The sequence below is a fragment of the Mongoliibacter ruber genome (genome assembly GCF_003003005.1).
Taxonomy (GTDB): Bacteria; Bacteroidota; Bacteroidia; order Cytophagales; family Cyclobacteriaceae; genus Mongoliibacter; species Mongoliibacter ruber.
The window spans coordinates 233360-259298 of sequence record NZ_PVTR01000003.1; the positions used below are offsets into that span (position 1 = coordinate 233360).

Genomic DNA, 25939 nt, shown 5'->3' on the forward strand with positions numbered 1-25939 from the left:
TATAATTTAGAACCCGCTCTTTGCGGCAATCTACTGATATTTTTCGCTAACAGCTTCATTTTGAACCGGATTAAAAATCAAATGAAATCCCTGTGTTGAAGGAAAAAATAAATGGAGTAATCGGCACGATAGGTTTATCCTCATAGCTGAAATTAAAACTATTGTTGAAAGAAAAACGGTCCGTGATTTTTGTATTCAAATTGAAGTTTCCATTTACCCTGTTTCGGAACGCTTCGATCTCCCTGTCACGGCCTACTTGATAATAAATCACGGTGTTGAAATCCACAAATTGATTGATTGTCCACCGCAGTGAAAAATAATTGGAGTTCTTCAAGAACTCCACATTGACAAAATTTTCTTCAACAGGGTGAAACCAAGTTTCATTTTCATACAATGCCCCAAGCCCTATTATAAAAGTGAGTCTTTTACTGTCTATGAGTTTTTTACGCAAAGTACCTCCTGTTATCCATCTTGGAGCCAATCCCCTGAAATTATCAAACGAATACTGTACAAAAGCTTCCAGGTTATTTTTCTTATCATAATTGAATACTGTTCGGCCATGAATAAGCCCGAAATTGAGGAAATCATTGTCATTGATCCTGAGGTAATCAAAATTTGAAACGAAAATATAAGCATGTTTGCCCGGATGATACATAGAGTTAATATCCCATTTGTACCCAAATAAATTCACGGGGGCATCTGCTGCTGCACTCCGGTTAAATACATTCAACCCGGCTGTCGTCTTTATTGAAAGGTTTTTTGCGGTATCACTTTTGATCCGATACCTTTCAATGTTTAGAATTTGAGAAAAGGCACTAGAAGAAATAAAAAAGAGAATTACAAAGGGAATCAGTTTCAAAACAATAGTTGATTTGGTTTCTGCAAAGGTTTTGATTTTTGGCTTGGTATCCAAAAATCCAAGAAGAAGAGAAAGGAATACTTGTATACTGTATTCCCTCTCTTTTCTCACTAATCTTCTAAATCACCTGAAAACCATGAACATAAGGATCATCATCATCTAATATAATGGTGTTGTACCCATAAATCTTAGCCCAACCTTCAATGCTTGGAATAATGGCTGGCTTACCAGCAATCTCAACTACCTCTTCTATCCTTCCTATAAACTTAGATCCAATAAAACTTTCGTGGATAAATTCATCTCCTGGTTTCAACAATCCTTTGGCAAACCACTGTGCCATACGGGCCGAAGTTCCCGTACCACAAGGAGAACGGTCGATGGCTTTTTCGCCATAAAAAACAGCATTTCTAGCTGTACTGGATTCATCTAGCGTTTTTCCCGTCCAAAGCACATGCGAAAGTCCTTTGATCTGAGGATATTCGGGATGAACAAAGTCGTATTTTTCATTCATTTTTTGCCGGAGATTTCTAGCCATTGAGACCAATTGTTCTGCCTTGAAATTCTCCAAGCCAGAAAAGTTCTCTTGGGGATCAACTATACAATAAAAATTGCCCCCATAGGCAACATCAACAGTAAGTTTACCCAGTTCCTCACTTTCAATTTCCAAGCCTTCGGCTGCCAAAAAACTTTTCACATTGGTCAATTTGACAGAAGTGACTTTCTTTCCTTCTTGCTTGTATTCTACCAAAACCAGTCCCGCAGGGGCTTCCATTCTTAGGAACCCGGGTGTTTTGGGTTCAATCAAACCTTCCTCTATGGCAATGGTAATCGTACCAATAGTCCCGTGACCACACATAGGCAGACAGCCTGAAGTTTCGATAAAGAGGACTGCAAAATCATTATCAGGGTCATGTGGTGGAAAAAGCATGGACCCAGACATCATATCATGTCCTCGGGGCTCAAACATCAATCCTGTCCTGATCCAATCAAGGTTTTCTAAAAAATATTGCCTTTTTTCGAGCATGTTATTTCCTTTCAAAAAAGGAACTCCCCCTGCCACCACCCGCACAGGGTTGCCACAGGTATGTGCATCAATACATTGGAAGGTTTTTCTCATATTTTAAATTGAAATACGGTAGAAATAAGATTGAAATAAAGTGGATATATGGTTGAAATACAGTTGAAATATGATGGAAATAGAGTGGATATATGATTGATCTAAATTGCTGGCCTATTTCAATAATATTTCGCGAACCTGTCTGCTGACAGGTAGAACATATTTCTATTGTATTTCGCAAAGCGTATCTCTACAATATCTCGCGAACCTGTCTGCCGACAGGTAGAGTATATTTATACAATATTTCAGCAATGCTATTTTTCTACATTATTTTCTAAAATCCCCATCCATCATTCTCCAAATACCTAAAGGGTTCTCATCTTTCAAGGCATCAGGAAGCAAATCTTGCGGCATATCCTGAAAGGCGATGGGTCTTGCAAAACGTTTGATGGCACCAGAACCTACTGAAGTATACCGACTGTCTGTAGTAGAAGGGTATGGTCCTCCGTGCTGCATTGCATGACCTACTTCAACTCCAGTTGGAACACCTTTAAACAGTAACCTGCCACATTTTTCTTCCAATAGGTTGATCAAGTCAATTTTATTGGACAATTCCGCATCCTCTCCCCAAAGAGTAATGGTCAATTGTCCATGAAGCCGCTGTGCAATAGCGTAGAGTTCATTGAAATTTTCATAGACAACCATGAGTGCAAAAGAGCCAAAAACCTCTTGTTGAAAATGGTCATCTTCCAGCCAATCTCCAGCTTTGATTTTGGCTAGTGCGGGATAGGCTTTGATCAAGTCTTTGGCCTTTGCCACCTGAACCCATTCCAATTCCTTCCGTTCTTTCATGCTCTCCAAGGACTTGTAGTAAGCTTCTGCAATACCTTCATTCAGCATAGGCGCCGCAGCGATTTCTTCTAGCTCATTTTTGACAGCCTCAGCAAAAGTCTCAGCATGCACACTTGGAACCATAATCAATCCAGGATTGGTGCAAAATTGCCCTGCTCCCAGTGTCAGAGAGCCCACAAAAGCTTTTGCCATGGATGCTACATTTGCTCCAAGCTTCTCCTTCAGTGCAATGATCGGATTGACAGAGCCCATTTCAGCAAAAACAGGAATGGGTTCCGGCCTTTGACTTGCAAGGTCAAACAATGCCTTCCCTCCCGTAAATGAACCTGTGAACGCCACTGCTTTGGCTATTGGGTGCTTCACCAAAGCCTGCCCCTCTGCGATCCCCCCTTCCACATGGGTGAAAACCCCTATCGGTAAATTAGAATCAATTACGGCTTTGTGAATCACCTGAGCCACCAATTTGGATGTCTCAGGGTGAGCCGGATGACCTTTGTAAATAACAGGGCAACCCGCTGCCAAGGCAGAAATGGTATCACCACCAGCCGTAGAAAAAGCCAAAGGAAAATTACTCGCTCCGAAAACAACAACAGGTCCTAGTGGCGTCAATATTCTACGAAGATCAGGTTTTGGCGCCGGCGTCCTTTCAGGATCTGCATGGTCAATCACTGCCTCTACCCAAGTCCCTTCTTCTACTAGCTTCGCAAATAGCCTAATCTGACCGGCAGTCCTGCCTAGTTCGCCAGTGATCCTACCTTCAGGAAGATTGGACTCCTCAGAAGCCAAGGGAATCAGACTTCCCTTTTCTGCTTCCAAACCATCAGCTATTCTTTTCAAAAAAGCAGCTTTTTCTTTTCCTGTTATCTTTTTATAGTATAAAAATGCTTCCTGAGCAGATTGGAATATTTTGTCGAAATTCATGGTGATTTTAGTTTAAAATTGAAAGTAATTGGTATTTCAAGTGTTTGAAATATAATTGTAATAAAGTAGATATAGGGTGGAAATACAATTGAAATAAGGCAGAAATACAGTGGAAATATTTCAATATATTTCACTGACGGCACATTTCTACCAAATTCCCTTTCCTTCCCCGATCAAATTTTCGGCCTATGCTCCAATCCTCTCTTGATTATATTCTCTACTTTCGCCCTTTCTTCTCCTACCAAGGTCAAGCGTGGTGCTCTTACCCACTCTGTTCCTATGCCTGCCATTTGTTCAGCGAGTTTGATATATTGTACAAGTTTTGGATGGATATCAAGTTCCAATAAAGGTAAAAACCAACGGTATATTTTCAAGGCCTCTTCATTTTTACCTTCCTTTACCAAGTTATAGACAGCCACAGTTTCATTAGGGAAAGCACAGACTAGACCAGCGACCCATCCATCTGCTCCCATCACAAGTTCTTCCATGGCAAGGGTATCTACGCCGCAGAGCAATTTGAAACGGTCTCCAAACCTGTTGCGCATACGGGTGACATTAGATATATCTCTCGTAGATTCCTTGATGGCTTGTATATTATCACATTCAGCCAATTCCTCAAACATAGAAATGGTCACCAAGGTCTTATAATCCACAGGATTGTTGTAGATCATAATTGGTAAATCAGTACTATTGGCTACAGCTTTGAAATAGGTCACCACTTCTCTATGGTCCGCAGCATATCGCATGGGAGGTAAAATCATCAAACCTGAAGCCCCTAGCTCCTTGGCCTTTTCTGCCCAAAAAATAGCATCTCTGGTTGCGCCTTCAGCAATATTAAGGATGACGGGAACCCTACCATTGATATACTTCACTGTTTCACTGGTGAGTTTGATTTTTTCTTCAAAAGAAAGTACAGAGGATTCCCCTAAAGTACCCCCGAGAATTATCCCGTTTACTCCTGCCTCTAATTGGGCATCAATGTTTTTGAAAAACATGTCCATATCCAAGCTACCGTCTTGATGGAATTTAGTCGTTACTGCCGGAAATACGCCTTTCCAATTCATATGTATACTGTTAAGGTTAAATTCAATATTTTACTCAAAGTTAAACATAAACCAAGCCTGATCTCCACACAGAATTAATCCAAATCAATACTATATTGATTATAATGGTAATATATATCTTAATTTTCATTAATATTATACCACTATAACCATAATATTAAGAACATCAGCATAAGTCCACAGTTGAAAAAATATGACCCGCAAAATCATATCCTTCCAAATACCTAAATCCAATAAGGAGTTTGTTCGCTATCAGGTGGATTCGGGAAGGTATTTTTATGACAAATTACACCAACACCCACAGTGGCAACTGACAATGATCAAAGAAGGAAGTGGTCAGCTAATGGTTGGAGATTACTTGGGCAGGTTTGAACCTGGAGATATTTTTCTCTTTTCTTCTAATATGCCTCATGTATTTCGTTCAGACAGTGCATACTTTGACGAAAATGGCGAAAAGCATTCTTTGGGCTATACCATATTTTTTGATTTTGACGCATTGGGCTCAGAGGTTATGGAGGTAGACGAATTAGCTGGCCTAAACCAATGGCTTCAACAAACTAAGGGGAGTTTTGCTATTCATGGTCAAAACAAAAAAACATTAGGTAATAGTATCGCTGATTTTGCCACTAAAGAGGGTTTGGATAAATTATTGTCTGCTTTTCAGATTTTGCGAATGCTTCAACAACCGGATATCTTATCATCGCTCAATCAAATTATCCTTCAAAAAAACTATACCGAAACTGAAGGAAAACGAATGGGGCAGGTGATGTCTTTTATACTTTCAAATAGTCATGAGACCATAAGTCTACAGGAGGTATCCAACAAAGCAAATTTGAGTAAGGAAGCATTTTGCCGGTTTTTCAAAGAAAGGACAGGTAAGACCTTCACAGAATTTCTGACCCAGGTCAGAATCCACCAAGCTTGCCAATTATTGCAGGAAAAAGACCTGAGTATTTCACAAATTGCCTATCAATGTGGCTTTCAGAATCTTTCTTATTTCAATAGGGCTTTCAAAAAAATTCAGGAAGAGACGCCCAAGGAGTTTAGAGGACGAGTATCTAAGCTTGGTTCGACGGTGTACTCAATTTAAATCATCCCTGCAAGTCTAAAAACATATTCTAGATTTGCAGGGATGATTAATGAGTTTTTATTTCAATAAAAGGTATCAGTTTTATCCAAAACCCTCCCCATGAATATCAGAATCTTAAAAAGACTTTCTCAATTAGTTAAATAGATGATTTACCAATCTTAAATTTCAACTTTTCATCTACTTTTATTTCCGCTATATTTCATTTTACTAACCACCAAGTACCTCAAACATGAAAAACCTCTTTCTACTTTTATTTGGCTTTTTGATCATTCAATCATCTTTCGCTACCGAATTGTATCCTGCCATCAGCAGCTATCAGGCTGACCGGGGAGCTTTGGCCAGAAAATACAACAATCCCTTATCAGATGAATATTTTCAGCGCTTTGACAAACTCTATAAGGACTGGCTTGACGCATTGAACAGAATGCCTTATGATTCCTACTCTTTGGATGGCAAAATGGATTACCAACTTTTTAAAAATCACCTGGAAAAAGAACTTTTCTTTCATGGTTTGGCCTATGAAGATTTCAAAAAAATAAGCCATGTGACAGACTTTAAAAATGACCTTGAAAAATTCTATCAAACCAGACGTATGGCGGTCAAGCCTGACGCCAAAGCATTGGCAGCTACTTTTACCAAAGTGGAGAATGACATCAAGCTCAAGTGGGCTACGATGAAAAAATCAAAGCCCTTTGACTCTTGGCAAAAAGCTGAATTGGCTTCACAAACTGTCGAGGCTTTAAGAAAAAGTACGGAAGAGGCTTATAATTTTTATTATGACTACGATCCTGAGTTTACCTGGTGGATGAAAAAGCCCATGGAAAGCTTGAATGAGGTTTTTAGAGCTTACGGTGCTTTTTTGAAAGAACACTTTGAAAATACACTTGTCAAAGACGACGGATCTGGAATCATCGGGAAACCTGTCGGTAAATTGGCGATCGAAAAAGAACTCACTTTCAATATGATCCCTTACTCAGCGGAAGAATTATTGGAAGAAGGTGAAAAACAATATGCTTGGTGTGAAGCGGAAATGATCAAGGCTTCAGAAGAATTGGGCTTTGGCAAAGACTGGAAAGAGGCTTTGGAACACGTGAAAAACACTTATGTTCCAGCTGGTGAATGGCCTCAGATGGTGGCTGAAATGTCAGAAGAAGCTATAAAATTTCTGGAAGACAGAGATTTGTTGACCATTCCTGACATGGCCAAGGAAACCTGGAGAACTACGATGATGTCCGCTGAAAGACAAAAGGTAAACCCTTTCTTCTTAGGTGGTGAAAGCATTATAATATCATATCCCACCTCTACAATGACTCAGGAAGAAAAAATGATGAGTATGCGCGGCAATAATCCTCATTTTTCAAGAGCCACAGTCCAGCACGAACTGATACCGGGCCATCACCTTCAGCAATTTATGAACCAAAGACACTTTCCTCACAGAAGGGTGTTCAATACTCCTTTTTGGGTGGAAGGTTGGACATTATACTGGGAATTCAACCTTTGGGACAAGGATTTCCCAAGAAATGCGGAAGACCGAATAGGCATGTTGTTTTGGAGGATGCACCGTGCCGCCAGAATTGTGTTTTCTTTGAACTACCACTTAGACAAATGGACGCCACAAGAGTGTATCGACTTCCTGGTGGATAGGGTTGGGCATGAGCGCGCCAATGCAGAAGCAGAAGTCAGAAGATCATTTGAAGGCAGCTATGGCCCACTGTATCAACTGGCTTACATGATCGGAGGACTACAAGTCTATAGTTTGAGAGATGAAATGGTGGAAAGCGGCCAAATGACCGAAAAGGAATTCCATGATTTTTTCATCACCCAAAATTACACCCCAATAGAGCTGTTAAGGGCAAGAATGAAAGAGGATTTGCCAAAAGATTTCAAAAGTACTTGGAGGTTCCTAGATTAATAAAATTTCAAGTTGGATATTTTGAACTTTAACAGAAAAGAAACAAAAACCTGACTCTGGGTCAATTCCGATATTAATAGATATTTAAGATACTATTGGAAATTCTTTCCACCTTTGTCGGGATTGGCTCAGAATAAGCTATGATTTAGAAAGAGGTCATTTTTGCAAGATGACAGCCCTATGGTCTTTAGTATAATAAGTGAAGCCAAACAATGTCTCGTTTACTTCTTTTACAATCCTTTTAACAGTGACCACTGTAATGAAAAGTGAATCCTTTTCAGTTGGTATTGACTGAGCATTATGGAACAAATCTTCCCCTCTGATTTCAAAAGTATTTCCTTGTGGCATCACAGGATAGCTAGTGGAAATGGAATTTCTTAAATTGTCCGGATTGAGATTGCGCTTAGGAATGATATTTAACTGAAGAAAAACAGAATCACTTTCATTATTCTTTTGAAACCGGATTAAATTACTGCCTTCCAATCTCAAAATCGGATCATATTCGGTTATAAATGCCGGCTTTGGGAGTTCATCGAATTTCAACACAAATTTCTTGGTTTTTTTTAAATCTATAAATTCCCACTCTAAATAACCTGGAATGCGTACTTCCCCAACAAAATTCCAAGCACCAGATAATCTATAATCCTCATAATCACACCCTTGATCATCGCTTCTGCACATGGCAACTCCGTTTACTTTAATGTTGGCAGCGGCATAATTTACAGTACTCCTAAACCTCTCTCTTCCTGAAAAAAAACGCGTCTCTCCATCCATACCCAGCAGGGCACCTTCCGTATAGGAAAAGCGAGCCTCAGTATGCATGTCCCACGCAAACGCAGGAGGCACTGAAATGTCCGATTCTCTCACATAAACTATCTCTTCACTAAGGTCTTCTAAATCAGGATAAAATGAATTTGGAGGTATCGTTACCTCCTCATCCGTATGATTACACGAGGCAAAAATGAATAAGCCTAAAAACAAAATCCAACAAATTCTCATAATAGGTATTTTCTCTCAAAAGTAATTATTTAAATTTATTTTTATAATTTTCGGATTTAATAATTCATTAATAAAATTATAAATGATTTAAATTAATAACCAATGGTTTTGATTCAGAGATTGATTTGTCTCTCTTGAAGCAATGAACTATATTAGTAAGGAAGTTAGATTTAAAATACAATCATGACAGGTGGAATAGGTTTTTCCAGACAGGGAAAAGATTCATTTAAGCAAAACCGTGATCTCCGGATTGCAAGACCCGGTCTGAAGGATAATCCGTATACGTCACACAAAAAAATATCTATTCAAGAGGCTGGCAATAAGTTCGATGAACTGAAAGCATGGAAAAAAGAGGAGGAAAAGAATAAGAAACACATGAGAAACATGGTTTATCTTGGCTTTTCCTTCCTATTTATTATTGTGCTGATTTTGGTTCTAATGTGAAAATCAATCTTTTCCCTGCCACTTACATTTCCAACTGCCTTCTATACATCTGAATGGTATTTTCCAATCCATAATACAATGCATCGCAGACCAATGCATGGCCAATAGATACCTCATCTAAAAAAGGGATCATTTTTTTGAGGTATTGGAGGTTATGAAGATCTAAATCATGTCCTGCATTTATACCAAGCCCGAGCTCTCTGGCTAAATTGGCTACTTCCACGTAAGGAGCTACTGCTTTTTCCCGATCTTGATGGTACTGAGACGCATAAGGCTCGGTGTATAGTTCGACCCTATCTGTACCCGTTTGCTTGGCAGGTTCGAAATACTTGCTTTCCGGATTGATAAAAATCGACACTCTAGTGCCGTACCCATGAAGTTCTGCTACTATATCCTTGAGCATTTCCAAGTGCTTGATGGTGTCCCAACCTGAGTTGGAGGTAATGGCATCCGGTGGATCAGGCACTAAGGTGGCTTGGGCAGGTTTGATGGTTTTGATGATCTCCATAAACCTTTTGTCAGGATAACCTTCAATATTGAATTCAGTTGTGACTACCTTGGCCAGATCCATAACATCTTGTCTGGTTATATGCCTTTCATCAGGTCGGGGGTGTACAGTGATCCCCTGTGATCCAAATCTTTCAGCATCCAAAGCTACCTTTACCACATCAGGATTATTTCCCCCTCTTGCATTTCTAAGGGTGGCTATTTTGTTAATATTTACACTTAGTTTGGTCATTTTCCTAAATTAAAAGATAATTTTGAGCAAATTTACACCTATAATACAAACAACAAGAGAATGAGTTTAAAGGCAAGTGTAGAAAGTGAAATAAAAAAAGCCATGTTGGCAAAAGACAAAGACAGACTGCGTGCATTGCGTGCCATCAAGTCTTTGATTTTATTGGAAGAAACAAAAGGAGGTGCTGCAGAACAACTTTCTGAGGAAGAAGAGTTGAAGCTATTGACCAAAGCTGCCAAGCAACGCAAAGACTCCGCTGATATTTATGAGCAGCAAAACAGAAAAGACCTGTATGAGGTTGAAATGGCTGAATTGACCATTATCAATGAGTTTTTGCCACAGCAATTGAGCGAAGAAGAATTGGAAGCTGAGCTCAAAAAAATAATCGCCCAAGTAGGTGCGGAAGGTCCCAAAGACATGGGAAAAGTAATGGGTGCTGCATCAAAAGCCTTGGCCGGAAAAGCAGACGGAAAAGCAATATCTACAAAAGTAAAGTCATTACTTTCCTAATTTAAATCCTTTGGGAGCTCTTGATATTATCATATTGGTCTTTTGCATCTTGGGAGCTTACAGTGGCTACAGACAGGGGCTGTTTATCAGCATCCTGTCCATTGTAGCATTCATTTTAGCGGTACTCCTGGCTTTCCATTTCATGGATTGGGGAGCCCAGGTTCTGGCTTCAAGGGTCGATGAAATGACATTTGCACTTCCATTTATCGCCTTTATAATGATTTTTTTAGGGGTGATCCTGATTATCAGGGGTCTTGCTTTTTTGGTAAAAAAAACACTCGATTTTACCATTTTCGGATCCGTTGACAGCATTGCTGGGGGGATTCTGGGAGTGGTGAAAACTGCATTTATCTTGAGCCTCTTTATTTGGATTGCAGATGCATTTGAATTTAGTGTGACTGAGGAAATGAAACTCGAATCCAAATCATACGCTTACGTACAGCCATTGGCGCCGGCTATTATTTCAGCAATGGACCAATACACCCCTATCATCAAAGATACTGTCGCCGGCATTCAGCAAATCGTAAAATCTTCTTCTGATGGTTTTATTGATTGATAATTTTGACTCTTTTTCCCATATCCTAGCAGACTATTTTCGACAATTGGGGCTTGAATTGAAAATTGTCAGAAATGACACACCATTAGAAAGTCTCAAAGAACAAACATTTGAGGCCTTGATTCTCTCGCCTGGCCCTGGCACCCCAATTCAATCCGCCAATTTGATGGAAATTTTAGATTTTTTTGCTGATCAAATCCCTGTATTGGGAATATGCCTGGGACATCAGGCAATTGGAGAGTATTTTGGAGGACAACTGGAAAAAGGAGAAAAGCCCGTGCATGGAAAAGTGCATACAATAATTCAAACAAGTGACCACCCTGTGCTCAATGAAATCCCTGAATCTTTTAATGTCACTAGGTATCATTCCCTGCAAATAGTGGACATTCCTGCCTGTTTGGAAGTCATTTTGGAAACAGAAGAGCATGAAGTAATGGCCTTTATACACAAGACCCTACCCATCATGGGAATCCAATACCATCCCGAAGCTCACCTCACAGAATTCGGCTTGAAAATTATCAATAACTGGCTTCACTTTTCAAATATAAATGTCAAAGGATCAAAAATTCAAGAGTATATTGATTCTGTAAATCACCAAAACTAAACCCTAGTTAACTTTTTGGGGTTTTATATTAAGATTCAATTTAATATCTTTAGAACATGCAGGCATACGAATTTATAAATAACTTGATCCCTCCCTTGAAAGTCAACGACAAAGCAAAAATGGCTTTGTCCTGGATGGAGGAAATCAGGACTAACATACTGCCTGTTGTAAAAGACGGTAGTTTTTTGGGTTTTTTATCCGACGAACTCATTTACACCCTCAACAATCCCGATATGCGTATCGGGGATTTCGAGTTTGATTCACCTACCTGTTTTGTCTATTTGGATAAACATATATATGATGTCATCAAGACTGCTTCTGAAAATGGAGTAAATATGGTGGCAGTAGTAGACAGAGAAAATCAATACTTAGGGGTGGTGACAATGGAAGATGCCATAGGAGCTTTTGCCGATACCCTATCTATTCAATCACATGGCGCTGTTGTAATTTTGTCAATGTTTATGACAGATTACAGTTTGTTTGAGATTGCCCGAATTATAGAAACTGAAAACGCTAAAATTCTTAGCAGTTTTATATCCAATGACCCATTGGATGACAGCAAAATAAAGTTAACCCTCAAGCTGGATAAGTCTGAATTGAGACATATTAAAGCCACACTGGAAAGGTTTGGTTACAAAATCATAGACCATTATCAAGAAGAAGCAGGCGTAAGTGAAGAAAAAGACAGGATAGGCAACCTGCTTAGATTTTTGGATATCTAAAATACAGCACATGAAAATCTGTCTACATGGAATCAATCTCCAAAAGGAGTTTATTCCATTTATAGAATTATTGATAGAAACAATGACCAGCCGGGGTATCCGGATTTTTTATACAGAGAAATTTGGTAAATCTCTTCAAAAACTGGTATTGAATATACATGGAGAAATCACTGAAATCGAAAAAAAACAAATCCAGGAAATGGATTTTTTGTTTTCTGTTGGCGGCGATGGAACCCTTCTGGACACTATTACTTTGATTGGCAAATCCGAAGTCCCTGTCTTGGGCATAAATACAGGTAGGCTGGGCTTTTTGGCTACAGTAGCCAAAGAAAATATAAAGGATGCTATAGATGACCTTCTGAAAAAAGAGTTCACAATCGAATCAAGGGCATTATTGGAAATGGAAGCTTCCAGACCTGTCTTCAACGGAGCTGATTTTGCATTAAACGAGTTTACAATCCACAAGCGGGACACCTCTTCGATGATTACTGTGCATACCTATATTGATGGTCAGTACCTCAATAGTTATTGGGCTGATGGTCTTATTGTAGCGACTCCAACAGGTTCGACCGGATACTCATTGAGTTGCGGTGGTCCGCTGATAACACCTGGGGCCAGAAACTTTGTCATCACGCCTGTCAGCCCGCACAACCTGAACGTCCGTCCAATAGTCGTCTCTGATGAAAGTGAAATCAGTTTCAGAATAGAAGGACGCTCCGAAAAGTTTTTGATTTCTTTGGATTCCAGGTCCACCGCAATAGATGCAAGCGTGGAACTCAAGGTGAGAAAAGCTGCTTTTGCAGCCAAACTTGTGAAATTTTCCAAATACAACTATTTTGATACCCTGAGACAGAAATTAAATTGGGGTTTTGATATGAGGAATAGATAGAATTTTCTGTGATAATTAACTATGTTTGAAGCGCTTTTATGTATTCTATTTGAGAAAGCATCAAAGCTTGTTAAACTTAACAAAAATTAACCCTACGAATACTAAAGACGGTTTTGATATCGTTTAGTACTTCATAAATTGCAACGTCTTGAAAAAAGTCAATTTCCTGTTTGGTCTAATTACTGCTCTCTTGATTCTTTCGGGATCAATCGCAGTTAACGAAGCAAAAGCGCAACAGTACGATTTCGGTGGAGGCCTAGGCGTCGCTGCCTATTCCGGTGAAATCGTCCGAAGGTTAGATCAGGGGAAATTGGGGCTTCAAGGAACGTTATTTGGCAGACGAAATTTTGACAATGTATGGTCTCTACGGGCCGGCCTTTCTTTTGGAAGGCTCACAGCAGCAGACAGTGTGACCCGATTAGATCCCGCTGCCATCTACAGAGATGCCGGCTTTAGGGGCAATGTCTTGGAAGCCTCCGCAGTGATGGAGTACCATTTCTTAGACTTTACCCATCCCCAAGCACAATTCAGGTTTTCACCTTATGGCTTCTTTGGTGTCGGAGTGAGCTATTTCAGTGCCGAAGGACAGGCCTATTTCGGGGATCCCGAGGCAGGAAGCTATTCCTTGACTACACCTATCATACCTTTTGGTGCAGGGGTAAAGTACCGATTAACCGACAGGTGGACACTTGCTGCAGAATTGGGATTCAGGGCGACGTTTACGGATCTTTTGGACAAAATAGACGGCACCCAGCCAAGTATACCAAGATTCCAGGACCCGGCAAATCCAAGCCGTCCCTTTGGAAATAACACGGGAAATTACAGTGACAACGATTGGTATTATTTTTTAGGCGTTACAATCAGTTATTCCTTCAGTTCGGTCAAATGTTACGCTTATTAATTAATTGAGCAATAGGCTAGATTATTGAAAAAGAAATAGCATTTTTGTACCTCCAAAATAGGAAATAAATCCTTAAATGAAGGAATGAAGGAATTATTAGACAGTAACAATATCCCTCAACATATAGCGATTATCATGGATGGAAATGGGCGTTGGGCCCAGAAAAAGGGAGCGATGAGAATCTTTGGGCATAGAAATGCACTTACCGCAGTCCGCGAATCCATTGAAATGGCAACAGAATTGGGAGTAAAACACCTTACACTTTACGCATTTTCCACTGAGAATTGGGCAAGACCAAAAGAAGAAATTAATGCTTTGATGGAAATCCTGGTCAATTCTATCATAAAGGAAGTACCTTCCATGATGGAAAATAACATTACCCTTTCCTCCATAGGTGATATTTCCAGTCTCCCAAAAGGTGCTCAGGAAAAACTCCAAGAAGCATACGAAACAACAAAAAACAATACCGGTCTGACAGTCTACCTTGCTTTGAGTTATTCAGGCCGATGGGAGATCCAGCAAGCTGTAAAAGATATTGTCAAAAAAGTAGTCGATGGCCAGATGGGCATTGAAGATATTACACAAGCGCAGATCGCTGCGCATTTGAATACAAAAAATATTCCTGACCCGGAACTCCTGATCAGGACTAGTGGAGAGTTGAGAATTAGCAATTTTCTACTCTGGCAACTGGCCTACTCAGAACTGTATTTTACAGATGTGCTGTGGCCGGATTTTAGAAAAGAACACCTGGTGGAAGCTATTTTGGATTACCAAAAAAGAGAGAGACGATTTGGCAAAACAGGTGCTCAAATTAAATCAAAAGGTTGATGAAAAGAAGTACGATTATCCTTTTTCTGTTGATGATATCTGGCATCGCTGAAGCTCAAATTCGTTTGGGTCAAAGTAGATTTTCCAGTTCCAAACCCGTTGATATTTTGGAACTCAACTATTCCAAACCTCAGAAATTCAGGATTGCAGAGATCAAAGCGGTTGGATTAGCCACCCTCGATGAAGTTGCTGTGGTATCCTTGTCAGGACTTAGGGTAGACGACCAAATATCTGTACCGGGTGACGCCATTTCCGGTGCGCTTAAAAGACTTTGGGGTCAAGGTATCATCGGTGATGTCAAAATCTTAGTCACCAAGATAGAAGGTGATGACATCTATCTATTGCTCGAACTTACAGAAAGACCTCGCTTTAGTCGAGTAGAATTCACTGGAGTCAACAAAACACAGGAAGGTGAACTAAAAGATAAAATCAAGATCCGTGGAAGGGTTGTCAGAGACGATGTATTGGCCACTTCTCAAAGGAATATCAGACAGTATTTCGTGGATAAAGGCTTTTTGAACACTGAAGTAAAAGTGATTCAAGAAAGAGACACAACGCTCCCAAACAGTGTCAAAATCAAATTTGACGTGGATCGCAAGTCTAAGGTGAAAATCAATGAAGTGCTTGTTTTTGGCAACGAAGAAATTTCTGACAAAAAGGTCAAAGGAAAACTGAAAAACACCAAGGAGCATCCTAGGCTACATTTTTTCAGAGAAATGGCCTCTCGTATCACCAACACAACTCCACAGTCAGCAAAAGAAGCAATCGTATACAGAAATCCTGTGACTGACGAGGAGATCAAAAGGTATATGAATAAGAATTTTAAGCTTAATTTCTTCAATGCTTCGAAGTACGTAGCCAAAGATTTTAGAGAAGACAAAGATAATCTCGTCAGCTTCTACAACTCCAGAGGTTACAGGGATGCTGAAATTTTAGCTGATTCCACATTTAGACATTCAGACAATACCATTAATGTGGTTGTCAGCTTGGAAGAAGGAAAAAAATATTATTACCGAAATATCACTTTTGTAGGCAATTACCTCCATGAGGATCAAATTTTGCAGAATAGATTAAACATCGAAAAAGGAGATGTTTATGATAAAGAAAAATTACAAAAAAGGCTGAATTACGATCCACAGAAAGGTGATGATGTCAGTTCACTTTATCAAGATGATGGCTATCTTTTCTTCAACATCGACCCTGTAGAAGTAATGGTACAAGGAGATTCCATCGATTTGGAAATGCGGATCTTTGAAGGCCCTCAGGTAACTGTAAACTCAGTCAGCATACAAGGAAATGAAAGAACTTCTGACCACGTAGTAATGCGTGAGATCAGGATTTTGCCAGGCCAGAAATTTAACAGAAGCCTTTTGGTAAGGACTATCCGTGAACTTTCTCAACTGGGTTATTTTGATCCGGAAAAAATCGAGCCTGACATGAGGCCAAACTTTGAAGATGCTACAGTGGATATCACTTTCATCTTGGAAGAAAGACCAAATGACCAGATAGAACTTTCTGGTGGTTGGGGTGGATTCTTCGGATTTGTCGGGACTGTAGGACTTGTATTCAACAACTTCTCCCTCAAAAACATAGGGGACTTCTCCAAATGGAGACCACTTCCTGTTGGAGATGGACAGAAGCTATCATTAAGGGTTCAGGCCAACGGTAGAACCTTCCAGAATTACAGCATATCCCTGACTGAACCATGGTTTGGAGGTAAGAAGCCAAATGCCCTGAGCTTTAGCTTTAATCACTCTGTCCAAAGATCTATTGACTTTAGAAATCCAGGACAGGATTTAGGAGCTTTTAGGATCACAGGAGCTACCTTAGGCCTTTCCAAGAGGGTAACATGGCCTGATGACTACTTCATGGTCAGTCATTCCTTGCAGTATCAGGTTTATGACTTTGATAGATTTGGAACTACCTTTGGTCTAAGTTTTCCTACAGGAAGAGCAAACAGCTTCACGTTCAACAATACCATTGCAAGGAATAACATTGACAACCCTATTTATCCTAGATTAGGATCCAATATCTCGCTGGCAACTTCATTTACACCACCTTATGCTACATTGAATCAAAATGTGGATAGAGAATCTCCAGATGAAGAGAGGTTTAAATGGTTAGAATATCACAAGTGGATGTTTGACGCTACCTTCTACACACCAGTATTCGGATCTTCCAAATGGGTAATCAGTGCAAGAACACATATGGGTTTCTTGGGCAGCTATGGTGACAGAATCGGTATGATTCCATTGGAAAGATTTGTTTTAGGGGGTGATGGTATGAACTTCAACAACTTTGCCCTTGGACAGGAAATCATAGGACTAAGAGGTTATGAAAACCAGGTAATCACACCAGGTGGAGGTCCTTTAAGGGGACAAGGACAACCTTTTGGAGGTGTTGTTTATAACAAACACGTAATGGAATTAAGATTCCTTGTTTCGCCTAATCCTTCCGCAACTATTTTCCTATTAGGATTTGCTGAAGCGGGTAATAACTGGGGAAGTTATGCAGATTATAACCCTTATAATTTGAAAAAGTCAGCAGGTGTCGGCGCGAGAATCTTTATGCCCGCCTTTGGTTTGCTAGGTCTTGATTGGGGTTATGGGTTTGATTCGATTTCGGAATTTGACAATCGTCAACAAGGTCCATCTGGCGCACAATTTCACTTTACAATTGGTCAGCAATTCAGATAATGATGCATAAATCATTTAAATTGTTAATTTTGTCCGTCCTGCTCGGAAGCCTGATGACATCGCATCATGCAGTGGCACAGACATTCGGCTATGTGGACTCAGAATTTCTTCTAAATAAACATCCTGACTATAAACTCGTACAGGATGAACTAGAGGCCTTAAAAGACGAATGGAAAAAAGAGGCACAAAATTTGGATCAAGCAATAAAAGAAATGAGATCCAGCCTCAAAGCTGAAGAAGTTCTTTTGACAGAAGAGATGTACCAAGAAAGATTGGAAGCCATCAAAGAAAAGGAAAAAGAGGCCGTGGCATTTAACAATAGGGTATTTGGACTGAATGGTCAATATTACCAAAAACAAATGGAGTTAATGCAACCACTTCAATCCATCATCTTTGATGCCATTGATAAGGTCTGCAAAAGATTCAGACTGGCAGTGCTGTTTGATAAAGCAGCAGGACCTACAATGATCTATACTGATCCCAGACATGATTATTCGGAGTTTGTCCTCCAAGAATTAGGTATTGAAAACTAAATATTAAAAATAGAACCAAAAATGATGAAAGTAAAAGTTGTCCTCTCCGCAATTGCTTTGTTTTGCATAGGATTTGTAGCTCAGGCACAAGATTTGAAAATTGGGTATACCAATGTAGAATTGATCATGGACCTAATGCCAGAAATGGAGCAGATAGGTGCTGATATCCAAGATTACCAATCTCAGCTTCAAACCAACATCCAAACAAAAGCTCAGGATTTCCAGAGAAAAGTACAGGCTTATGAGCAATCCGCTCAGACTATGACTGAAGAAGCCAGAAACCAAAAGGTAAATGAGCTTCAAAAATTACAACAAGAAGTTCAAAAGTATGAGCAAGACGCCCAAGTCTCTTACCAGAGAAAACTTGGTGAATTGTTGGAGCCAGTACAGGAAAAAGTATTCAATGCCATCAATGCAGTAGCCGCTGAAAACGATTATACTCACGTATTTTCAGAAGCAGCTGGTAATTCTCCAATCTTGCTTTACACAAGAGATGATGACAAATTTACCGAGTTGGTATTAGCCAAATTGGGCATTGAAGTTCCTGCAAGACAGAACTAGAAACCGAAATTCTAAAAAAGACTATAAACCTGCTTCTTTATTGAGGCAGGTTTTTTTGTGCTTTTGAGGTCCGAGCTGGCCTTTATGAAAATTTTTCAAAGACTCAAAATGAGCTAAAAGCCCTACACTCAAAGATCCGAAGGTACAACCTTCGGAAAACGCAGTCTTTCAGACCAGTATCTTCTATATCCTAGACCTCCAAGGTTCTAAAAACCACCACTATCTAAAGATAGTGGAAATTGTTTTGGGTTTGAGTTTGGTGATTACATTTAGGAGATGCCGCCGTTCGTGTCTTCACGAATGGCTAAAAATAGCTCTTTGGTGCTTGAGGTCAGGGGCTTCAGCTCACTTATTAAGATCTCTCCTGCGTACCAATGACGTATCAAACATTTCACGCAGCGATCGCAGCGAAATCGCAGCGGCCGCCGCGAGAAAAAAATTGTCATTCCCTTTCTGTAAATGCCAAATTTTAAATACTCGAAATGACAAGGTGAAGCCCACTTAATTTTAAACCTGAAAATGAGATTTGACGGGACTTTTTTCTTCTCGTCTCTCGTATCTCGCATCTCCTTATCACCCCTTTAACTCTTGGCTCTGCACTCACGTTCTTCATCCTTACTTCACATCTCTGTTTTTGGCGGAATGCATTCTTCTCTTTTGACCATTCTTCGGCCAAAAACATAAAAACATTAATATTTCAAAATCCTAGGGTTAAAACCCTAGGCTATTATATCAGTCGCCCCTATGGGGCTTGGCTAAAATTGCTTTTCTTCAAAAACAAGTATAGAAAAAATATGATTTAAGAAGGGTGATTTACATGGCTCATTTGTTAGTAGACCTCTACTCTGTATTTCTTGTATCTCGCTTCTTCTCCCCCGAAATACTTGGGGACAAGCTTTCATCCTTTCTACTCGCTCTCGCATACTCTCTTTTCTCCATCCAGACCTTCGGGGTTTTGGAAACCCCAAAGGTCAACATCACCCCATATTAATTCTTGTCTCTTACACACGATTTTCAATTCTTGTCTCTTGCATCTTGGCTCTTTTAAGGTAAGTTTAAACTTTCATTTAAACCCATGGCCAAAAAGAAATTCAAAGATGTCATCAAAGCCCCAGGCACAGCCATATTGGTTGATTTTTATGCTGATTGGTGTGCACCCTGCCAGACCATGACTCCGATCTTGGAAGAAGTGGTTGATCAATTGGAAGGAAAGGTGAGGTTGTATAAACTGAATGTGGATAAAAATCCCCAAGCCAGTCTTCAGTTTGGCGTAAGGTCAATTCCCCACTATATACTTTTCAAAAATGGCAAGATTCTTTGGAGAAAGGGTGGCTATATGACCAAAAGAGATTTGATTCAATCCCTCAAAGGATTTATTTGACATAAAAAAAGCCGTTGGCAATGCCAACGGCTTAATTGATTGTATTTATTCCATTTTTACTTTTTCCAGGTAGCTTTTCCGCCTTTTTCAGAGTCTACATTGATGGTATAATTACCACCACCGGAGACAATCCATCTTACTTTGACAACTCCCATTCCAGGGATATTGTCCACATGGATTTTTTCAGGCCCTACCTTTTGTTCCTTGTATTTTTTGAAGTCTGCATCTTCCACTACAAAACCAGCGACTACTTTCGCACCTGATATACTTACATAATCCGGTCTTGCGATTTTGTATTTAAGATCCTGACTGGAATGTGTTGGAATCAACCTTTCGTTGTAAATAGTGGCAACTACTTCTTTCAATCCACCACCCAAATCAGTTTCTTTCACATCAGATACAGAAAGTTTAGGGGTATGGTAACCATGAAGAATAGTAAAGGCAGAGTTTCTATGTGCATCTTGCTCCATCAAGAAGCCTGGATGCAACCTTCCAAAATTCTTTTTAAAACCACCAATTTCGATTCTTCCATACTGCGGGTGGTCATATTCCTCCCAGTTGACAAAAGCATCTCCAAAAGTCAGGTACCTGTCTACTTTCATTTGCTCGTCTTGGTTGTTTCTGCCTGCATTTTCATGGAAATACAAGTAAGAAGTCATCAACTCATTGGAGTAGGTAAAAATACCTCTACCTCCATAAAACCAGTCTAGCTGACCTCCAAATACAGAATATAGATCTTTGTAAACCACCAAGTATTTGTAGCCCGGCATAAATTCCTCACCTTTTTTGGCAATGGCATCATAAATACGGATATCAGTGGCATTGTAAGTGCCTAGGTCCTCTTCTGCACCCGGCCCTCTCAATATCATACCACCATAGTTGTGGTAACTTTGTGCGCCTGCAATATTTGGATGTTTCATGACAAACTCCATTACGGCCCTGTTTTCAGGTACTGCAAAAGGATACTTCCAAGCACCTCTCTGAACGTAATCCGGCTGCCAGTTCCAGCCCCAATCCCTATTTGGGTCATAGTAGCCTATACCATCTTCGTTGACTTGACCATCTCCATCTCTGTCAATGCCTTCATAACCCAGCATTTCATATTCTCCCTGCTCATCAGCAGCCACCATGATCAATTTTCTCGGATCCATCTGGTCCTTGACGAATCTTCCAGTAGGTGATTTCCTGATCATAAATGTGATATGCCCATCACCATTGAGATCATCAAATGGATCTTCGCCCGCTAAGCCATCTCCATCATTATCCAATACGATCATTCCAGATCTTGGAGAGTTTTGCGTGTTTGCCTCCTTGATAAAATAGTCATGCGCATCAGGGTTGATGGTAGGTGCGATGTAGAATGTTTTATCCTTAAGCAATTCTGTAATGAACTCTAGGTCGCCATACATTTCTGCAAGGTACCATGCTGTATAAAGCGTGAACTCCGTACCCTGAATTTCATTGGAGTGAATGTTTCCATCAATCCACATGGCTGGTTTTTCATCAGCCTTACCATGATTGAAATCGGTAACGGTAAGCACCCAAATGTCATTTCCTTGATAAGACTTGCCGATACTCTCCAACTTCACTAGGTTGGGATGTTTTTTGGCCATGTCCCTCATGATCTCTTCCAGCGCTAGGTTGGTATGATACCTGTTCCAAGACACCTGTACTTTAGGATCGTGGGGCGTTCCCAACGCTCTGAAGTACCTATCTTGTGATACTTGCGCTTCAGAAGTTTGTATAGAGGTGAAGCTCACTGCCGCACCAATAAATGCTGTATATATCCAGTTTTTAAATTTCATGATTTTGTCGGTTTTAAAGTTTCACATTCAAAGTTGCGATACCGGTATGTGCTGCACCTGCCTTGATTTCTACATTTCCTGAACCTTTGACGATCCAGCTCAAAGTAGTTTTTTCATATGCACCCAACTTGTCAATCAATTTTATCTTGTCACCTGACATGATGTCTTTGGTCTCTCTGTTGATATCCACTCGGACTTTTCTCAACCACCTTGATTTTTCACCCATTTCTGAATGCGTAGGAAGCTGAGAATTGTTAAAAAGGTCGGCTGTGATTCTAGTAAGGCCATTTCCTAATTTCTCAGTCTGGAGGTTGTGAAACTCTAACTTTGGACTTACTTCAGCCAATTTTAGAATAAAATCAGTATGTTCTTGCGCGATAGCGGCAACCTCAGAAAAAGGTGGATTGTACATCACAAAAGGCTTGATCCCCCCAACTTCCACAGTTTGGTTTGGCAAGTCAGGATGATTTACTTGTGTCCATGGAACAAAAGCATCTACGCTATTTTCAGATGCCCAAGCGAGAAAATTAACTTCAGGACTGGAGGATGATTTACCATCTTCACCTTTGACTTCAGGTACCCACCATCCTGGTGTGCTAAAGCTCAGTCTTCCAAAATGGAAATACGCCCATTGAAAGAAGTCCCCGTCTGTACCTTGATTATTTTGGTTAAATGCTTTTTGCGAAACCGTACTGTTGTACATCTCTGACACCATGCTATTGATGGCTACATCTTTTTCCAACATAGAAGTGATAATCCTTTTTTTAGCATCTCCGGCATTATACTTCAATGGAGCGGATAGGTTGTTTGCCGGACTGAATGTCACAAAAGCAAAAATATTCCATTGCTCAAACAAATAATCTAAAAGCGCCCTGCTTTCTGCCTGAGAAACTGCAAAATCACCTGCCAATGGCGTGAAAATCGGGAATTTGTATGTTTGGTTTCTATTGAAAGCAATGCCTTCCTCAAGGTCCTCTCCAAATTTACCGTCTTTGTCCATATCACGGCTTTCTGGATATACCATATAGCTTCCTTTTTGCCCTTTAGACGCGTTGGCTTTTACCATTACCCTTTCATCGTCTTCTGCTGGCATATAATCACCCATTGGGCTCTCTACCCTCATCATGGTAATAAGTCCATCATTATTCAGGTCCACATATCCATCTTCGGACAATCTGCCATCTCTATCATGATCTACTTTTGCAGCATTACCTCTTCTTTCATATTTCAAAGAAGCGTGGTATTGCTCATAAGCATCCGGAGACATATTTGGGAAGATATAGAACGTATTTCTGTCCAAAGCTGCATCATTTTCATTGACAAGTTTTTCGGCAAATTGTAATGCCAACTCGACACTCAATACATGAAAGCCTTCTGAACCGCCTACTACGGCAATACCCGGCTTGTTATCCATGTCACCTTTACCGATTTTCAATACCCATACATCCTTACCGCCTTCAGTTTTGGTGAGGGACTTTAAGGTAGCTGTGCCGTTACCGGCAACACCCTGAAGTCTCTGGGTCATCTGGTTGAGTGTGGGATAATCACTCTGAGCCAGACCGACCGATTGGAAAGAGAAAAGCATCCCTACTCCCACCACCAGTGATAAATACATTTTCTTCATAAAGTATATTTGATTTAGTTCTGATTGATTTAAAACCTTTAAATAAGTTAAATCTAAAGGCTAATGATACAAAAAATCGCTGGTTAATTAAAAGCGCTTGGTAGTTAGAGATGCAGCCGATTTTGAATGGTAATCACTTTGGATAAATGGAGGAGAAAAAAAACCATTTGTAAAGCAATTGTAAAGAGGCTATAATTAAAGCGTAATATTCCTTATTTTGCCTAAATCTAAATCTGTGATATGTTTTCAAAAATAGCACTCGCCATAGCCTTTTCTCCTAGATTGGAGGCACTACTTGCAGAAGCCAAAAGAATCAAAACGATATTTGGCGCTGAGCTTTTATTAATTCATGTAGGTGAAAAAACTACTGAATTTGAAGACAAACTTCATGATTTGCTTGAAGCACAAGGACTTTCCGGTACGGATATCCAAACAGTATGGGAAGAGGGTAATCCTGCTAAAAAAATCATCAAAGTATGTGAACAAAACGATGTAGACCTCTTGATTGCAGGAGCTCTTAAAACAGAAGGTTTTTTTAAATACTACATTGGATCAATTGCACGAAAAATAATTCGAAAATCAAAATGCTCAGTTTTAGTGTTGATTGAACCTATGCTAAAACCAGAACCTTTTGACCGGGTTGTCATCAATGGCACACAGCAAGAACAAACGCCATTTGTCATCGATCAAGGCCTGAAATGGTGTAAAGCCGATAAAGCCAAACAAGTCTACATTGCCAATGAAATAAAAATGTACGGGCTTCAAATGGCCACTGCAAGTGAGGGTGGAGAAGATGAAATAGCATCCACAAGACGAAAGCTTGTGTCAGAAGAAATCATCTATGTAGAAAATATACTTAAAGATCTCGACAAAGGAGACCTTAAAATCAGCATCAAAATAACTTGTGGCAAATGGGCCATAGAACTGGCCAGGTTTGCTTCAGATGTGAAGGCCGATTTGTTGATCGTAGGTGATGAAGGTAACCTTGGGTTTTTCCACCGACTTTTCCCACATGATTTAGAAGAAATCCTCAGTGATCTTCCATGCAACCTTTTAATTGTCAAAAAATAAAAAGGAACTATGGAAAACTTATCACATCAGGATGTAGTAAACCTGTTTCTTCAGCTTGCGGCAATGTTGCTGCTCGCTAGGGTATTTGCTGAAATAGCCCAGCGGTTCAAACAACCTGCAGTAGTTGGAGAGTTACTTGCTGGAATATTACTGGGACCTACCATACTGGGAACATTAGTTCCTGATTTGCATGAATACTTGTTTATGAGCAATCCTAGTGCAAACCTGGCTTTGGACGGGTTTGTACAGATAGCGGTAGTTTTGCTTCTATTTATAGCAGGCCTCGAAGTGGAATTGCATTTGGTTTGGTCACAAGGCAAATCAGCTTTGAACATAAGCCTCTTAGGGTTAATCGTTCCTTTCGCTTTAGGATTTGTATTTCCATACTATTTCTCTGATTTTTTCGGATTGGCAGACGGAGACAAAATGCTGTTTTCTCTATTTATGGGGACCGCCATGTCCATTACAGCATTGCCTGTAGTAGTTAGGATTTTGATGGATTTGGATTTGTTCAAAACTAAAATGGGAATGCTGATCGTGGCGTCCGCAATGGTAAATGACATCATAGGCTGGTTGATATTTTCAGTGATTTTATCATTTATGGGCAAAGGAAGTAGTCTGTCTCTGTTCCAGACCATAGGGATAACACTTGCTTTCACTTTCTTTATGTTGACTCTAGGAAAGATCATCATCAACAAAGTTTTGCCTTGGATAAATAAAAAGCTGGCTTGGCCTGGAGGTGTATTGTCTCTTTCTATGGCCTTTTGTTTCTTGGCTGCAGCATTTACAGAATGGCTGGGTATCCATGCGATTTTTGGAGCATTCCTTCTAGGCGTGGCCTTGGGCGACTCTGAACATATGTCGGAGAGAGCAAAAGAAATTGTCCATCAGTTTATCAACAATATCTTCGCTCCGCTATTCTTTGTATCTATTGGATTGAAGATTAATTTCTTTACCAATTTTGAGCTAATGTTGACACTAGCTGTCCTGGTAATATCATTTGCAGGAAAGATCATTGGGAGTGGATATGGCGCATCGAGAGGTGGATTCAGCTTCAAAGAGTCCTTGGCTGTAGGTTTTGGCATGAATGCAAGAGGAGCCATGGAGATCATTTTGGGGCTCATTGCCCTCGAAAATGGGTTAATTGATGAAAAATTATTCGTCGCTCTTGTCATAATGGCCATCATTACAAGCATGAGTAGCGGACCATTGATGAAATGGGCTTTAAAAACAGATATTAAAAAGACTTAGATAAATCACATCAATCCTTCCAATCAAACAAACAAGCAACTCAATTATCAGAATCCTGCAAATGAAACTT

At 40.0% G+C, this 25939-nt stretch carries 25 protein-coding genes; 17 read left to right on the forward strand and 8 right to left on the reverse strand.

What is annotated here, in order from left to right; genetic code table 11:
• Positions 1-70 precede the first annotated feature (70 nt).
• The 4 genes from CLW00_RS06645 to CLW00_RS06660 form a co-directional block, all read right to left on the reverse strand.
• Positions 71-970: a DUF481 domain-containing protein gene (locus CLW00_RS06645; protein WP_245917189.1), complete on the reverse strand. Its 900-nt coding sequence runs from the start codon at positions 968-970 to the stop codon at positions 71-73.
• A gap of 7 nt (positions 971-977) precedes the next feature.
• Positions 978-1976 carry a 4-hydroxyproline epimerase gene (locus tag CLW00_RS06650; protein WP_106132876.1) on the reverse strand — a complete coding sequence of 333 codons (999 nt, stop codon included), beginning with the start codon at positions 1974-1976 and terminating at the stop codon, positions 978-980.
• A gap of 267 nt (positions 1977-2243) precedes the next feature.
• A complete protein-coding gene (locus CLW00_RS06655) occupies positions 2244-3689 on the reverse strand; it encodes an aldehyde dehydrogenase (NADP(+)) (protein ID WP_106132877.1) in 1446 nt (481 codons plus the stop codon).
• A 173-nt stretch (positions 3690-3862) separates the two neighbouring features.
• On the reverse strand, positions 3863-4753 hold the full coding sequence (locus tag CLW00_RS06660; protein ID WP_106132878.1) for a dihydrodipicolinate synthase family protein: 891 nt from the start codon (positions 4751-4753) through the stop codon (positions 3863-3865).
• A gap of 193 nt (positions 4754-4946) precedes the next feature.
• Here CLW00_RS06660 and CLW00_RS06665 point away from each other — a divergent pair, with 193 nt between their 5' ends.
• Both CLW00_RS06665 and CLW00_RS06670 read left to right on the forward strand, forming a co-directional pair.
• Positions 4947-5843: an AraC family transcriptional regulator gene (locus tag CLW00_RS06665; RefSeq protein WP_106132879.1), complete on the forward strand. Its 897-nt coding sequence runs from the start codon at positions 4947-4949 to the stop codon at positions 5841-5843.
• A gap of 229 nt (positions 5844-6072) precedes the next feature.
• On the forward strand, positions 6073-7755 hold the full coding sequence (locus CLW00_RS06670; RefSeq protein WP_106132880.1) for a DUF885 family protein: 1683 nt from the start codon (positions 6073-6075) through the stop codon (positions 7753-7755).
• A gap of 156 nt (positions 7756-7911) precedes the next feature.
• Here the strand turns inward: CLW00_RS06670 and CLW00_RS06675 are convergent, their stop codons facing one another.
• On the reverse strand, positions 7912-8754 hold the full coding sequence (locus tag CLW00_RS06675; protein ID WP_106132881.1) for a hypothetical protein: 843 nt from the start codon (positions 8752-8754) through the stop codon (positions 7912-7914).
• Positions 8755-8937: 183 nt separating this feature from the next.
• Between CLW00_RS06675 and CLW00_RS06680 the strand changes: the two genes are divergently transcribed.
• The gene (locus CLW00_RS06680) at positions 8938-9198 is read left to right on the forward strand and encodes a hypothetical protein (RefSeq protein ID WP_106132882.1); all 261 of its coding nucleotides are present in this window, start codon (positions 8938-8940) and stop codon (positions 9196-9198) included.
• A gap of 22 nt (positions 9199-9220) precedes the next feature.
• On the opposite strand, the gene CLW00_RS06685 is transcribed toward CLW00_RS06680, so the two are convergent.
• Positions 9221-9937, reverse strand: a complete 717-nt coding sequence (locus CLW00_RS06685) for a pyridoxine 5'-phosphate synthase (RefSeq protein ID WP_106132883.1) — start codon at positions 9935-9937, stop codon at positions 9221-9223.
• Positions 9938-9997: 60 nt separating this feature from the next.
• Between CLW00_RS06685 and CLW00_RS06690 the strand changes: the two genes are divergently transcribed.
• The 12 genes from CLW00_RS06690 to trxA all read left to right on the forward strand — a co-directional run bounded on the left by CLW00_RS06690 (position 9998) and on the right by trxA (position 20118).
• Positions 9998-10447, forward strand: a complete 450-nt coding sequence (locus CLW00_RS06690; protein WP_106132884.1) for a GatB/YqeY domain-containing protein — start codon at positions 9998-10000, stop codon at positions 10445-10447.
• Between the two features lie 10 nt (positions 10448-10457).
• Positions 10458-11003, forward strand: a complete 546-nt coding sequence (locus tag CLW00_RS06695; RefSeq protein WP_106132885.1) for a CvpA family protein — start codon at positions 10458-10460, stop codon at positions 11001-11003.
• The gene (locus CLW00_RS06700) at positions 10987-11607 is read left to right on the forward strand and encodes an anthranilate synthase component II (RefSeq protein ID WP_106132886.1); all 621 of its coding nucleotides are present in this window, start codon (positions 10987-10989) and stop codon (positions 11605-11607) included. Before CLW00_RS06695 ends, CLW00_RS06700 begins: the two co-directional genes overlap by 17 nt.
• A gap of 56 nt (positions 11608-11663) precedes the next feature.
• Positions 11664-12329, forward strand: coding sequence for a CBS domain-containing protein (locus CLW00_RS06705; RefSeq protein ID WP_106132887.1), 666 nt, complete (start codon positions 11664-11666; stop codon positions 12327-12329).
• Positions 12330-12339: 10 nt separating this feature from the next.
• Positions 12340-13218 (forward strand): NAD kinase, encoded by an 879-nt coding sequence (locus CLW00_RS06710; RefSeq protein WP_106132888.1) that lies wholly within the window; start codon positions 12340-12342, stop codon positions 13216-13218.
• A gap of 148 nt (positions 13219-13366) precedes the next feature.
• Complete coding sequence (porG, locus tag CLW00_RS06715; protein WP_106132889.1) at positions 13367-14119, forward strand: type IX secretion system protein PorG; 753 nt, start codon at positions 13367-13369, stop codon at positions 14117-14119.
• 84 nt (positions 14120-14203) lie between these two features.
• Entirely contained in the window at positions 14204-14947 is a 744-nt protein-coding gene (locus tag CLW00_RS06720; RefSeq protein WP_106132890.1) for an undecaprenyl pyrophosphate synthase, read from the forward strand.
• Positions 14947-17643 carry a BamA/OMP85 family outer membrane protein gene (locus CLW00_RS06725; RefSeq protein WP_106132891.1) on the forward strand — a complete coding sequence of 899 codons (2697 nt, stop codon included), beginning with the start codon at positions 14947-14949 and terminating at the stop codon, positions 17641-17643. The genes CLW00_RS06720 and CLW00_RS06725 overlap by 1 nt, the downstream gene beginning before the upstream one ends.
• A gap of 2 nt (positions 17644-17645) precedes the next feature.
• Complete coding sequence (locus CLW00_RS06730; RefSeq protein WP_211300168.1) at positions 17646-18176, forward strand: OmpH/Skp family outer membrane protein; 531 nt, start codon at positions 17646-17648, stop codon at positions 18174-18176.
• A gap of 21 nt (positions 18177-18197) precedes the next feature.
• Positions 18198-18737: an OmpH/Skp family outer membrane protein gene (locus CLW00_RS06735; RefSeq protein WP_106132893.1), complete on the forward strand. Its 540-nt coding sequence runs from the start codon at positions 18198-18200 to the stop codon at positions 18735-18737.
• Positions 18738-19554: 817 nt separating this feature from the next.
• Complete coding sequence (locus tag CLW00_RS21365) at positions 19555-19728, forward strand: hypothetical protein (protein WP_170073180.1); 174 nt, start codon at positions 19555-19557, stop codon at positions 19726-19728.
• A gap of 84 nt (positions 19729-19812) precedes the next feature.
• Positions 19813-20118 (forward strand): thioredoxin, encoded by a 306-nt coding sequence (gene trxA / locus CLW00_RS06745; protein ID WP_106132895.1) that lies wholly within the window; start codon positions 19813-19815, stop codon positions 20116-20118.
• Between the two features lie 56 nt (positions 20119-20174).
• Here trxA and CLW00_RS06750 read toward each other — a convergent pair whose 3' ends face one another.
• On the reverse strand, positions 20175-21923 hold the full coding sequence (locus CLW00_RS06750) for a M14 family metallopeptidase (RefSeq protein ID WP_106132896.1): 1749 nt from the start codon (positions 21921-21923) through the stop codon (positions 20175-20177).
• 13 nt (positions 21924-21936) lie between these two features.
• Positions 21937-23547: a M14 family metallopeptidase gene (locus CLW00_RS06755; RefSeq protein WP_106132897.1), complete on the reverse strand. Its 1611-nt coding sequence runs from the start codon at positions 23545-23547 to the stop codon at positions 21937-21939.
• Between the two features lie 240 nt (positions 23548-23787).
• Between CLW00_RS06755 and CLW00_RS06760 the strand changes: the two genes are divergently transcribed.
• Both CLW00_RS06760 and CLW00_RS06765 read left to right on the forward strand, forming a co-directional pair.
• Positions 23788-24618: a universal stress protein gene (locus tag CLW00_RS06760; RefSeq protein WP_106132898.1), complete on the forward strand. Its 831-nt coding sequence runs from the start codon at positions 23788-23790 to the stop codon at positions 24616-24618.
• Positions 24619-24627: 9 nt separating this feature from the next.
• Positions 24628-25869 carry a cation:proton antiporter gene (locus CLW00_RS06765; RefSeq protein ID WP_106132899.1) on the forward strand — a complete coding sequence of 414 codons (1242 nt, stop codon included), beginning with the start codon at positions 24628-24630 and terminating at the stop codon, positions 25867-25869.
• Positions 25870-25939: the final 70 nt, after the last annotated feature.

Excerpts from the sequence above, each read along its gene's own strand:
- CLW00_RS06650 (WP_106132876.1), bottom strand. The coding sequence starts at position 1,976 with ATGAGAAAAACCTTCCAATGTATTGATGCACATACCTGTGGCAACCCT.
- CLW00_RS06655 (WP_106132877.1), bottom strand. The coding sequence starts at position 3,689 with ATGAATTTCGACAAAATATTCCAATCTGCTCAGGAAGCATTTTTATAC.
- CLW00_RS06660 (WP_106132878.1), bottom strand. The coding sequence starts at position 4,753 with ATGAATTGGAAAGGCGTATTTCCGGCAGTAACGACTAAATTCCATCAA.
- CLW00_RS06665 (WP_106132879.1), top strand. The coding sequence starts at position 4,947 with ATGACCCGCAAAATCATATCCTTCCAAATACCTAAATCCAATAAGGAG.
- CLW00_RS06670 (WP_106132880.1), top strand. The coding sequence starts at position 6,073 with ATGAAAAACCTCTTTCTACTTTTATTTGGCTTTTTGATCATTCAATCA.
- CLW00_RS06675 (WP_106132881.1), bottom strand. The coding sequence starts at position 8,754 with ATGAGAATTTGTTGGATTTTGTTTTTAGGCTTATTCATTTTTGCCTCG.
- CLW00_RS06680 (WP_106132882.1), top strand. The coding sequence starts at position 8,938 with ATGACAGGTGGAATAGGTTTTTCCAGACAGGGAAAAGATTCATTTAAG.
- CLW00_RS06685 (WP_106132883.1), bottom strand. The coding sequence starts at position 9,937 with ATGACCAAACTAAGTGTAAATATTAACAAAATAGCCACCCTTAGAAAT.
- CLW00_RS06690 (WP_106132884.1), top strand. The coding sequence starts at position 9,998 with ATGAGTTTAAAGGCAAGTGTAGAAAGTGAAATAAAAAAAGCCATGTTG.
- CLW00_RS06700 (WP_106132886.1), top strand. The coding sequence starts at position 10,987 with ATGGTTTTATTGATTGATAATTTTGACTCTTTTTCCCATATCCTAGCA.
- CLW00_RS06705 (WP_106132887.1), top strand. The coding sequence starts at position 11,664 with ATGCAGGCATACGAATTTATAAATAACTTGATCCCTCCCTTGAAAGTC.
- CLW00_RS06710 (WP_106132888.1), top strand. The coding sequence starts at position 12,340 with ATGAAAATCTGTCTACATGGAATCAATCTCCAAAAGGAGTTTATTCCA.
- CLW00_RS06720 (WP_106132890.1), top strand. The coding sequence starts at position 14,204 with ATGAAGGAATTATTAGACAGTAACAATATCCCTCAACATATAGCGATT.
- CLW00_RS06725 (WP_106132891.1), top strand. The coding sequence starts at position 14,947 with ATGAAAAGAAGTACGATTATCCTTTTTCTGTTGATGATATCTGGCATC.
- CLW00_RS06730 (WP_211300168.1), top strand. The coding sequence starts at position 17,646 with ATGCATAAATCATTTAAATTGTTAATTTTGTCCGTCCTGCTCGGAAGC.
- CLW00_RS06735 (WP_106132893.1), top strand. The coding sequence starts at position 18,198 with ATGATGAAAGTAAAAGTTGTCCTCTCCGCAATTGCTTTGTTTTGCATA.
- CLW00_RS21365 (WP_170073180.1), top strand. The coding sequence starts at position 19,555 with ATGGCTCATTTGTTAGTAGACCTCTACTCTGTATTTCTTGTATCTCGC.
- trxA (WP_106132895.1), top strand. The coding sequence starts at position 19,813 with ATGGCCAAAAAGAAATTCAAAGATGTCATCAAAGCCCCAGGCACAGCC.
- CLW00_RS06750 (WP_106132896.1), bottom strand. The coding sequence starts at position 21,923 with ATGAAATTTAAAAACTGGATATATACAGCATTTATTGGTGCGGCAGTG.
- CLW00_RS06755 (WP_106132897.1), bottom strand. The coding sequence starts at position 23,547 with ATGAAGAAAATGTATTTATCACTGGTGGTGGGAGTAGGGATGCTTTTC.
- CLW00_RS06760 (WP_106132898.1), top strand. The coding sequence starts at position 23,788 with ATGTTTTCAAAAATAGCACTCGCCATAGCCTTTTCTCCTAGATTGGAG.
- CLW00_RS06765 (WP_106132899.1), top strand. The coding sequence starts at position 24,628 with ATGGAAAACTTATCACATCAGGATGTAGTAAACCTGTTTCTTCAGCTT.